Source organism: Halomonas chromatireducens, assembly GCF_001545155.1.
GTDB lineage: Bacteria > Pseudomonadota > Gammaproteobacteria > Pseudomonadales > Halomonadaceae > Halomonas > Halomonas chromatireducens.
In genome coordinates this window covers 2631565-2642440 of record NZ_CP014226.1, presented here as the reverse complement: position 1 = coordinate 2642440, position 10876 = coordinate 2631565, and the positions used below count along the sequence as shown (strand labels likewise).

At 54.3% G+C, this 10876-nt stretch carries 9 protein-coding genes and 1 pseudogene; 9 read left to right on the top strand and 1 reads right to left on the bottom strand.

Features of this window, described 5'->3' with window-relative positions; translation table 11 throughout:
* Nucleotides 1-212 precede the first annotated feature (212 nt).
* Nucleotides 213-344, bottom strand: a pseudogene (locus tag LOKO_RS20740) (WCX domain-containing protein); the annotation flags it as partial.
* Between the two features lie 362 nt (nucleotides 345-706).
* On the opposite strand from LOKO_RS20740, the gene LOKO_RS12230 reads away from it, so the two are divergent.
* The 9 genes from LOKO_RS12230 (at nucleotide 707) to mtgA (ending at nucleotide 10873) form a co-directional block, all read left to right on the top strand.
* The gene (locus LOKO_RS12230) at nucleotides 707-892 is read left to right on the top strand and encodes a hypothetical protein (protein WP_066449629.1); all 186 of its coding nucleotides are present in this window, start codon (nucleotides 707-709) and stop codon (nucleotides 890-892) included.
* 37 nt (nucleotides 893-929) lie between these two features.
* A complete protein-coding gene (locus LOKO_RS12225; RefSeq protein ID WP_066449628.1) occupies nucleotides 930-3170 on the top strand; it encodes a DUF262 domain-containing protein in 2241 nt (746 codons plus the stop codon).
* Nucleotides 3171-3186: 16 nt separating this feature from the next.
* Nucleotides 3187-3555, top strand: coding sequence for a hypothetical protein (locus tag LOKO_RS12220; RefSeq protein ID WP_066449627.1), 369 nt, complete (start codon nucleotides 3187-3189; stop codon nucleotides 3553-3555).
* A gap of 105 nt (nucleotides 3556-3660) precedes the next feature.
* Nucleotides 3661-5631 (top strand): anti-phage ZorAB system protein ZorA, encoded by a 1971-nt coding sequence (zorA, locus tag LOKO_RS12215; protein ID WP_066449626.1) that lies wholly within the window; start codon nucleotides 3661-3663, stop codon nucleotides 5629-5631.
* On the top strand, nucleotides 5631-6395 hold the full coding sequence (locus tag LOKO_RS12210) for an OmpA/MotB family protein (protein WP_066449624.1): 765 nt from the start codon (nucleotides 5631-5633) through the stop codon (nucleotides 6393-6395). Before zorA ends, LOKO_RS12210 begins: the two co-directional genes overlap by 1 nt.
* Complete coding sequence (locus LOKO_RS12205) at nucleotides 6392-8230, top strand: EH signature domain-containing protein (RefSeq protein WP_066449622.1); 1839 nt, start codon at nucleotides 6392-6394, stop codon at nucleotides 8228-8230. The genes LOKO_RS12210 and LOKO_RS12205 overlap by 4 nt, the downstream gene beginning before the upstream one ends.
* Nucleotides 8220-9161, top strand: coding sequence for a hypothetical protein (locus LOKO_RS19440; RefSeq protein WP_144439656.1), 942 nt, complete (start codon nucleotides 8220-8222; stop codon nucleotides 9159-9161). The genes LOKO_RS12205 and LOKO_RS19440 overlap by 11 nt, the downstream gene beginning before the upstream one ends.
* A gap of 119 nt (nucleotides 9162-9280) precedes the next feature.
* Nucleotides 9281-10135 carry an S-formylglutathione hydrolase gene (gene fghA, locus LOKO_RS12190; protein WP_066449615.1) on the top strand — a complete coding sequence of 285 codons (855 nt, stop codon included), beginning with the start codon at nucleotides 9281-9283 and terminating at the stop codon, nucleotides 10133-10135.
* 24 nt (nucleotides 10136-10159) lie between these two features.
* A complete protein-coding gene (gene mtgA / locus LOKO_RS12185; protein ID WP_066449613.1) occupies nucleotides 10160-10873 on the top strand; it encodes a monofunctional biosynthetic peptidoglycan transglycosylase in 714 nt (237 codons plus the stop codon).
* Nucleotides 10874-10876: the final 3 nt, after the last annotated feature.

Here is a 10876-nt window from a genome sequence, read left to right as displayed (position 1 = left end):
CCATGTTCAGATCTCCGAGTACAGCACGCTCTTCATAGGGTCATGAAACTTTTGATCGCTGAAGCCTGGCCTTGGAAGCAGCGCTCGTCATTGCTCTGCATTGCGACATGAGATGTTACATCTCCTCCCTATGCTGGTGCCTTTACGCTGCGCCTTGAAACGAGCAAGCAGCGATCTGAAGCGATCTAGAGCCCTTCCAGCTGATATGAGGGTCATGTTTTTGGAGCCTCGCGTGACAGGATCTCGCGGGCGGTGGCCAGAATGTCGCTTTGCCATGAAAGAGGCTCCAGTACCTCAACGTTGGCTCCGAGTCCTTTGAGCCACCACAATGTCTGTTGATCATCCGGAACCCTACACTTAGGGACGAAACGTGGCGGGTCCGTGGCTTATTCAAAAGGAGCGGGGACTTCCAGTGCCGTCATGAAGGTGCTCACGCCTTTTCGCTGTACAGCCCTACTGAGCCGAGGGGCATCCGACGAATTGATCGATCAAAATGCTGCTGTATCTCCTGTGAGACTGCTCATGCCGGTGATAACCTAAGTTAACTGGGTGGCTACTCAAGGCAACAGATGGGCTTAATGCGACATGCGATGTCGGGCCTGCCTGCCACCCTTTCCGGTACATCACACTCGCATCCGGCAGTTGAGGTGGTTTTGGAGCCAGTTCAGGAGACAAGTATGCAGGCCTTGTACGTCCCGGTGCGCGGGTGGTGATCCGCGATTACGAGTGGACCGTCAGCCGGGCCGACCCCAGCGATGACGGCGGCTATGTGCTCACCGTGGACGGCTTGTCGGAGCTGGTCAGCGGCAATGATCATGTGGATACCGTCTCCGCCTCGAAACCCGAGGGGGCCGTGGCGCTGTACCTCAAGGGGCGGCATGCAGATGAATAGCCATGGAAAGACGTAATACGCAGGGAGTTGGACAACCATGAAGATTTCGACGCTGCTCGACCAGATCGATAACGGCCAGACGGCGCTACCCGAGTTTCAGCGCGGCTATGTGTGGAACCGCGACCAGGTTCGCGGCCTGATGACCTCCCTCTACAAGCGCTATCCCGTGGGTAGCCTGCTCTCCTGGGCGACCGATGCCACGACGGTAGGGCACAGGGGCGAACAGCAGCTCAATGCCGGCACGGTCAACCTGCTCCTGGATGGCCAGCAGCGCATCACGTCGCTCTACGGCATCGTGCGCGGCAGGCCTCCGGCCTTTTTCGATGGCGACGAGCGTGCCTTCACCGACCTCTATTTCAATGTGGAGAACGAGGAGTTCTCCTTCTACATGCTCAGCAAGATGGCCAACGATCCCAAGTGGATCAGCGTGACTCGGCTGATGCAGGACGGCTCTGAAATAATGCTACAGGAGATGCTGGTCCGAGGCGTGGTCGACCACGGTGAAATCGCATCCGTCGTCACACGCTTGACCAGGCTTCGCGATGTCCGTGATATCGAGGTCCATGTGGAGCAGATCTCCGGTCAGGACAAGACCCTGGACGTAGTCGTGGAGATCTTCAACAAGGTCAACAGTGGCGGCACCAAGCTCTCCAAGGGTGATCTTGCACTGGCGCGAATCTGCTCTACTCAGCCGGATGCACGGGCCAGGATGCGCAAGGCCCTGGATGACTGGCGGGCTCAGGGCTTCCAATTCTCCCTTGACTGGCTGCTTCGCTGTATAACCACCTTGACCACCAACGAAGCCAAGTTCTCCTTCATCCACGACCTGGATGGCCAGCAGTTCGTGGTGGGGCTGAACAAGGCGATCAAGCACATCAGCTATCTGCTGGATGTGATCGGCGACCGCCTCGGCCTGGACCATCAACAGGTCCTCACAGGGCACTACAGCTTCCCGGTGCTCGTGCGCTTCGTCGAGGAGCAGGGCGGTAAGATCACCGACAAGGCCACCCTGGATGCGACGCTCTTCTGGTTCATCCATTCGGCCATCTGGGGGCGCTACTCTGGCTCGACCGAGAGCGTGCTCTCGCGTGACCTCGATATCCTGCTCGACAACCAGCCGCATGGGATCCAGGTGCTGATCAAGGAGTTGCATCTCTGGCGTGGCAGCCTAAAGGTTCGCGCCGACCATTTTGCCGGCCATACCCGTGGCAACCGCTTCTACTCGCTGCTCTACCTTCTTACCCGTACCGGTGAGGCGCAGGATTGGGGGCTCGGGATTGCGCTCAAGAAGAACATGCTGGGAAGCAACTCATCCCTGGAGCTGCATCACATCTTCCCCAAGCATCGGCTTCGCGAATACGGCTACGACCACAAGCAGGTCAACTCTCTCGCCAATTTCTGCTTCCTGACCAAGGGCTCGAATCTCAGCATCTCCAATCGCCTCCCCGTGGAGTATTTCGAGGAGGTGCTCAAGAGCTACCCGGATGCGCTACAAAGCCAATGGGTGCCGATGCAGCGTGAGCTCTGGGTGATCGAGCACTACCCCGATTTCCTGAAGGCGCGGCGTGAGCTCCTCGCCGAGGCGACCAATCGACTGCTTGAAGAGCTCTATCATTTCGATGACAGCCAGGACGCCACGGTTATCGCTGAGTCTGTACGTGTCGTCCCGGGCGGTATCGAAAGCGAGGAGGAGGAGCTACAGCTGCGTGAGCTGCAGGAGTGGATGGAAAGCCACAAGCTGCCGCCTGGTGAGCTCGAGTTCGAGCTGGATGATCCCAAGAGTGGAGAGGCCATGGCGATTCTCGACCTGGCCTGGCCCGATGGAATCCAGCCAGGCCTGAGCGCCCCTGCAGTGCTGTTGCTGAACGAGGATGGCGACGTGATCAAGATCGCTAACCGTGCCGGCTACCAGGTCTTTGAGGATGTTGACCAGTTGAAGCGTCATGTGGCGGAGCAGGTCCTCGATGACCCCTTGGCGGTGCTTCCTGCCTGGGCGCAGCACCTGGACGATATGGCAGCCGTGCCCATCGTTGAGTGGATCATCGACCAGGATCTGCCCGAGCCGGTCATCGGGCAGGACGTGGAGGATGCCAAAGGGGAGGTCGTGGGGAACTTCGAGCTTGCCTGGCCGGAGCACCGAGTGGGCATCTGGAACGAACATGGCAAGGCGTCTCCAATCCCGCCAACCCTGGCTGGCTGGCACCTCTACCACCTGGAAGAAGTGCGCCAGGCACCTTACCTGCTGTCACACCAGCTGGTTCAGAAAGCCACTGCATGAAGGAGGGCTCGCCAGTATGAAGATTACCCAACCCTCAGTTCTGATACGGATTTCCCGCAGCTGGCATGAAGGGATCTCCGATCAGGAGCTCTATGAAGTGACGCGTGGGGTGTGGAGGATTGGCGAGCGACGCGAGCGGGTCGAGCTGGCCTTTGCTGTCGCGGGCGGTGTCGTGCGCGAGGTCTACCGGGTGCTGTCATGGCACCCGGCAGGTTCCACTCCCTACCATACGAGGCCTCTAGGCGATGTCTGCATCGACGGTCGCTGGGAGTTCGTGGGGGAGGTCGCGGGTGCACGCGAGAGGCATAGATACAAGGGCATGGATGTGTCAGGGTGGTTCGAGAAAGGCAGCAGTAATCCGATACTGTACTTCAATATTGGGTGATATCTCTTTTAAAGTTATCGGGTAGTGTAAAGAATGATTGAGTCAGTTTCGCATCTTCTTCCCAATTTTCATGCCATGAATATTTCCCGGCATCAGGAGCTTGTGGTGAGCGACTGGTTCTGGCTGGGAATGATGGCGATCATGATTATCGCTATTATCTCACTTTCTCACTATTACATTAAGTATCGTAAAAGTGTCAGGCTGGTTGAAAGTTTGATAAAAGACCAGACGCGAGAAGAGCTGGCTTGGAAGCGCCAGGAAATCCTGGAGAAGGCGCAAAGCTCACGCGTCAAGGCTGGAAAACTGTGGGAAGAGTTTGACGAAAGCCTGGTGTACTCTCCTGACAGGGACAAGCTCTACAATACTCTGGATGCCGACCATTTCTTCAATGGAAGAACATTAGCCTACGGGTTGACGTCAAGCCGTCTGCTGGCAGCCACACCGACCTTTCTGACTGCGATCGGTGTGCTGGGTACCTTTATTGGCCTGACAATTGGTTTGAGAGGCCTTCAGGTCGATGCTGATGATGTCGATACCCTCAGGGTGGGTATTGCGAGCATGATAAACGGCGCCGCTATTGCCTTTTTGACATCAGTATGGGGGATTGGGTTAAGCCTGCTACTTAATGTGATCGAAAAGCTTGTGGAAAGAAGTGCCCTGAGGCGTATCAACAAGCTCCAGCATACTATTGATTTTCTCTATCAAAGAATGCCAGCTGAGCACTCGCTGATCCATATTGCTGAGTCCAGTCAGGCAAGCAAGGAGGCACTTCAGGAACTTCACGAGCGCATTGGAGACAGGCTTCAGGAAACCGTTTCGGGGATGAGCGAGGCCATGCAGGAGGCTATTTCAGACTCGCTTAACAATGTCATGGCCCCAGCCATACAGGCTCTGGTTGATAATGCAAGCAATCAATCAAATGAGGTTCTTGAAAAGCTTGTTTCGAATTTCATGGAGGGTATGAAGACAGCAGGAAGTGAGCAAACCAAGGCGCTTGGAACTGCTGCTGAAGAGGTGAATCAGGCAGTAAGTTCAATGAGTACAAGGATGGACGAACTCTTTACGAAGCTAACTGAGCAGCAACAGAAAAGCGGTGAGCATGTAGAGACCACATCTCGCGAGCTGTCCGAGCACCTTGGGAGGCAACGCGAGACAGCCATGGACCAGCAGTCTGCGCTGGCGGAGAAGTTCGAATCCTTCATGGAACGCATGACAGAGTCGATGGATACACAGTTTCATCAGGCATCTGAGCGGGATGAGCAACGGAAGCGAGCACATGAAGAAAGTCTACAGAAGATATCTGAAGATCAGGCTGCGGCGCTTGAGCGCCAGGTTGCCTCGGCAGAGGAGCGGGATCAGGTGCGCGCAGCTCAGTTTGATGAGCAGCAAAAGGCAATCGAAGAACGGTTCAGTGGTCTGGTAGAAAAGCTTGTCAATGAGCAGCAAGAGCTGATGCGACAAGTTGGAGAGGCATCCAGAAGCGCCAATCAGCACTTGACAGGCATATCGTCCCAATACGAAAAGCTTTCCACTTCGCTAAGTGAGGTGGCAAGTTCTGCCGAACGTAGTAGTCAGAACATGACAAATAGCTCTACCCAGCTAGGCACCTTGTCGGCCAATCTTCACAAGGCCACAGTACTTCTTGATGAAAGGGTCAGTGCCGTCACAGAAAGCCTGGAGCAAGTGTCAACCAGGAATAGTGAAGTGCTTTCTGGTATCTCCGAGCACGCGCGTACACTTGCGAACATGCAGGAAGCCATCAGCGACGCTGCTCGTCAGCTTGATTCTGCTGCTAAATTCGCCAATGAAGGTTTCAGCGAGCTTGGGAGCCGTAATGATGAGTTTATCCGTAAGTTGCGTGAGGAGTTTACGCGGCTGGGTGACTCTCTGAGTGAGCAGGTGGAAAATATTGAGAAGCAAGCCGAGGAGTGGCTTAAGGCATATAGCCAGGAGGTTCGCGAGCAGGTTTCGGAGAGAATGGAAGCTTGGAATACCAATACGATATCGTTTGCCGATCAGATGAAGAGGACAGTCACAGCAATAAGTGGTGTTGTGGATGATCTGGAGCGTCGCTAATGAGTTTTCATAGGCGTGGAAAGTCTCAAGTAGACGAAGAGAATCCATATTGGATGTCTTTTGCAGACATCATGTCGGTGCTGCTGATAATTTTTATTCTGGCGTCAGTCGTGCTTATTGTGCAGCTGATGGAGATCAGGGAGCAGTTGGAGGAGCAGCAGCAAGAGTTTACCGAAGAAATTCAGATGCTGCGTCAGGCTGAAGAAGTGAGGAGAACGATATTGCATGAAGCAGCCGAGGAGCTGCAGCGTAGGGGAATACGTGTTTCAGTCAGCGAGAACGACACAGTTCTGAGTATACCGAATGACATTCTCGGTTTTGAGACAGCTGAATTTGATCTTGGTCCCCAGTATCAGGACACAGCGACTCAAATTGGTAATGTTCTTGCTGGCGTAATACTTCAGGATGACCGGGTAGATTATCTAGATACCGTTTTTGTTGAGGGTCATACCGATAATCGACCGTATCAGGGAATGATGGGCAAGGGAAACTGGGGGCTTTCGGCTTTCCGTGCAATTTCCCTTTGGCAGCACTGGTTAGAGGTCCTTCCTGAGGGGCGGCGGCTGGATAGCTTGATAAACCAGGATGGGCATCCAATATTTTCTGTCAGTGGTTATGCTGAAACTCGGCCTGTTACAGAGTTTCAAGACACGGATGCAGAGCTCAGAGCTAACCGGCGAATTGATATAAGGTTTACCATCCGACGCCCCACGGTGGAAGATTATAGAGCGGTGCAGGATGCATTTGCAGGTGATTCGCAGTGATTTTGCCACCTCTTGAGCTTGTCAAGATAAGCTGGAAATCCTCGTCTCTTGAACCGTGGGTCGAGCTTACTGAATCGACAAAAAAGGTTCAGGCCGATGTAGGCCGAGGTGATGCCTACCTCATGGCTGAAGGGAAGCTGCTAGATGTGGTAAGGAGTCGAAACTTCGGGGTATTGCCAGCTCTGCTCCAGAAAAGGGTAGCCGTTCGGGCCCTGACCCAGCTGTGGCTTGATGACTCAGACGTGCTCAAGAGGCTGATGAGCCCCAGGCTACTTGAAATCATGGTTGACGCTCAGCAACCCAGGCTAGGCAGGGTGCCGCTTCTCAATATGCTCCAGCTATACTTCCAGGAATTTGACAGACTGGATCGCTATTCCTCGGAAAATGATGATTCACTGAGGGAAGTATTTGAGGGTCTCCTTGTTGACCAGATACAAAAGGTTGAGATTCAGGGCGAAGAGCTGACAGCAGATGATCTGATCTCGGTTGTAAAGCAAAAGGGCGACTGGATTCTAAAGATTGACGGGCCGGCACAGCTTGTCAAGCTTGCCATCAAGAATGGTATGACACTGGAGGATGCATTATTTAAGTTTGGCTTGAAGGGGTTTGATAGCGGCCGATATGCTGATGTCTGTCGTGCTCACTACTATATAGAAAAACTTCATGAGATAGATGAGCAAGAATGGTCTCCTGTCTTCGATGAGCTGTTGCATCACGATGTCTCCAAGGCTCCATATGGTAATCATGGAAAAAGAATAGGCCACGCTGCGCTAGAGGTACTGATTGACCGTGTCATGGAGGCCAGTGAAGCCTGGCAGGATTTCATGTTGAGCTTGGCCGGCGATCCGCGTGTCTCTAGCAGGGTCAAGAGCTATCGGGAGTGGTGGGCACCCCTTGGTGAGCAAAGGGTCGAGAAGGTGCGAGGCTGGTTTGCCAAGCAGGACCTGCGCCTCTTTCTGCAGGCGCTTGAACAGTATGGAGAAACTACTGATAACGCTGAGTTGAAGAGAATGTTCCCTGCTAGAAAAACTTTTCTGGAAGGGCTTTTTCGTCTGAAGATGATAAAGAACACCAGGCTGATGCTTGGAAGCAAGGCCGAGTACTCAGTCAGGAAGATTTTGAAAAATGAGTTGAAGGTAAATTATATTAAACTGGATGGTCAGCTTTCCGATAAGGCAGTTATCTATCTGGATTGTGGTGACTTTTACTTGATTGAAGGTTCGCATAGCTTCAAGCTTTGGGTATATCTGGCTCCGCCAAGCCATAAGCATCTTAGCTATGAAGTGGCGAGCCTCTCGCACTTCGACTTAACAAATATGGTGCCTAAGGCCTACAAGAAAGAGAACCCCAGTCTGGAGTATACTTCCATTGTCCATAGTCCTTCGACTTGGCAGAATAAGGTATTTGAATTCCTGGCAGAAAATGGCATTAGTCTGGATGTCGAGGCCCTCCTCAGCAAAGAGGATTATAGAAGGTATGTTGCGAGGTTTGGGCTTCCCGTTGTGAGGCCGGCGAAAAGGCATGTGGTACGGCCATCTCGTGAAGCTTCCAGTGATGCCGGTGCTGATCGAAAAGAAAGCCATTCAAATGATAGTCGCGCTCATAATGTGCTCTCACCTCTGGCTATTCAGATATTGCTTTATCTTCACAGGCACCCCGATAGCAAGGCAAGAGATATTTCCAGGCATTTGGGTCTTCCTTTAAAAGCTATCAACCATGTGCTGTATTTGGACCTGAAGGGGTACTGCATGCAAGTCTCCAACTTCAACTGGATCAACTCGGGCGAAGGCGAGAGGGTACTGAAAAATAGCGGGGTGATGGGTGATGAAGAATAGGCTTGCTGAAATCATCAAGAGGATTCTTCCTGACGCTGCTGATCGTCAAGGCGGTCCGGAAGGCTTTGAGGTTAGGTTTGATGCAGATGGTGTCAAGCTATACCTTGAAAAGTCAGAGTTTGAAAGATTTCTTTCCGGAGGAGGTACGCCAAATATTAATTTACAGGGCGTTGTCCTCCGTATGCTTGAAGAGCAGGGGCTTGCCTCGCGTTTTCCTAATGGATTCAGCCTCGACGCTAGTGTTGCTGCCTCTCTTGATAATGAACAGGCAGAAATCCTTGGGCTTCCTCCGCGTTTTTCTGGTGAGTTCAAGGTTTCCATTCGAGGGCACTCAAACAACAAGGCTTTTTCTGTAAAGATATTTCCAGAGCATGGTGGTGGGCAGGCGCCGTGCAGTATCAAAGGTGCGCTGATGGAGGTAGGTTCTGCTAATCGCTTTCTTCTAGATCAGTCACAGCTGCAAGCCTTTCAGGCCGTGGAGCGGCACTCACAGCTTCCCGAAGCATTGAAGACAAGCAGCGAGAACCTGTTGCTTCTGGCAACATTACAACTGTCCAAGCGCAGTGGCATGAATATTGATCTTAGCCACTTTGAAAGAATCAATGTGGAAACGGCCGAAGATGTCGGTGTTATTGCAAAGCAGTTGCCCGATGGCAGCCTGGAGCTTTTTCCCAGTGTAGGTGACGGTTATGGGCTTGATGAGATAGAGGGTCGATTAGGACAGCTGGACCTGGATGAGCGTGGTGGCGTAATTAGAATTAAAAATAATGTTGTAATACTTGACGAGCAGAAGATGAGTGCCGTCAGGGAGGTCATGAATAATCGGCGAATTCCCGCAGAGGGCGTTGCCGATTTTATCAAATCTCCTTCTGCGTTCCTTGATGCCTCTCTTGTTAATCTGGATCTTGGCTTCTCGGTGCTTCGCTTTTGATAGACGCCCGGAGGCGCGAGGCTGTTACGATATCCTAGAAGACGCATGAGAGATTCGCGCCCGACTGTTATGCCGTTCCAGGCGCTGTCTATTGAGAAGTGGGGTAAGGAGACCGAACGATGACCATGACCGAACAGATCGAGCTGGTATCCGCCAACAAGAGCTTCGGCGGCTGGCACAAGCGCTATCGGCACCGCTCGCGGGCGCTGGACTGCGAGATGGTATTCGCCATTTACCTGCCACCCCAGGCCGAGACCGAGCGGGTGCCGCTGTTCTGGTGGTTGTCGGGGCTGACCTGTACCGACGAGAATTTCATGCAGAAGGCTGGGGCTCAGCGTTTGGCAGCAGAGCTGGGAATCGCCATCGTCTGCCCGGACACCAGCCCCCGCGGAACCGACCTGCCGGGCGAGCATGATAGCTACGACCTTGGCTCCGGTGCCGGATTCTACGTCAATGCCTCCCGGGAGCCCTGGAAGAAGCATTACCGGATGTATGACTACGTCACCGAGGAGCTACCCTCGGTGGTTCGACAACACTTTCCGGTCAACGGTCGTGAAGCCATCAGTGGTCACTCCATGGGCGGCCACGGCGCCTTGATCATGGCGCTGCGCAGGCCCGGTCACTACTGCTCGGTCTCGGCGTTTGCGCCGATCGTCAATCCCAGCCAGTGCCCCTGGGGGCGCAAGGCCTTCCACGAGTACCTGGGCGACGACCCCGGCAGCTGGACCCAGTATGATGCCTGCGAGCTGGTGGCCAAGGGGGCGTCCAGTCAGCCCCTGTTCATCGACCAGGGCGAGGAGGACGATTTTCTTGTGGAGCAGCTCAAGCCCGAGCGACTCGAGGCGGTGTGCAATACACACGATCACCCACTGACGCTGCGGCGTCAGCCGGGGTATGATCACAGCTATTATTTCATCGCCAGCTTCATCGAGGACCACCTGCGCTATCATGCCGAGTATCTATTCAAACGCTGATCAACGAACGCTGTCAGGCGTGGCATGATTCGCGCCCTTCTCTTTCGTGTACTGCGCTGGGCGGCCCTGGTCGGGGCCGCCTTTGTCGTGTTGTCGCTCGTGCTGGTGCTGATGATGCGCTATGTGCCGGCCTATGGTTCGATGGTGATGCTGGAGCGCAAGGCCGAAGCCTGGCTCTCCGGTGAATCGCTGACCATCAGGCATCAGTGGCGCCCGTGGGAGGAACTCTCCGACCACGCCAAGCTGGCGGTGATTGCCGCCGAGGATCAACGCTTTCCCGATCACCGGGGGTTCGATGTTGCCGAGATGCGACGTGCCTGGGAGGCGAGCCGCTCCGGCGCGCGTCTGCGCGGAGCCAGCACCATCAGCCAACAGACTGCCAAGAACCTGTTCCTCTGGACGGGGCGCAGTTGGACCCGCAAGGGGCTCGAGGCCTGGTTTACCCTGCTGATCGAAACGCTTTGGCCCAAGGAGCGAATCCTCGAGGTCTATCTCAATATCGCCGAGTGGGACAATGGCGTGTTCGGCCTTGAGGCAGCCTCACAGCACTATTTCGGCGTATCGGCCAGCCAACTCAATGAAGTGCAGGCGAGCCGGCTTGCCGCCATACTGCCCAATCCCCGGGCTTGGGACGCCGCGCGACCGGGGCCTCAGACGGAGCGCCGCAGTCAGTGGATACGCCAGCAGATGCGCAACCTCGGCGGTCCGAGTTACCTGCAACGACTGGCCGCCGACTGAGTC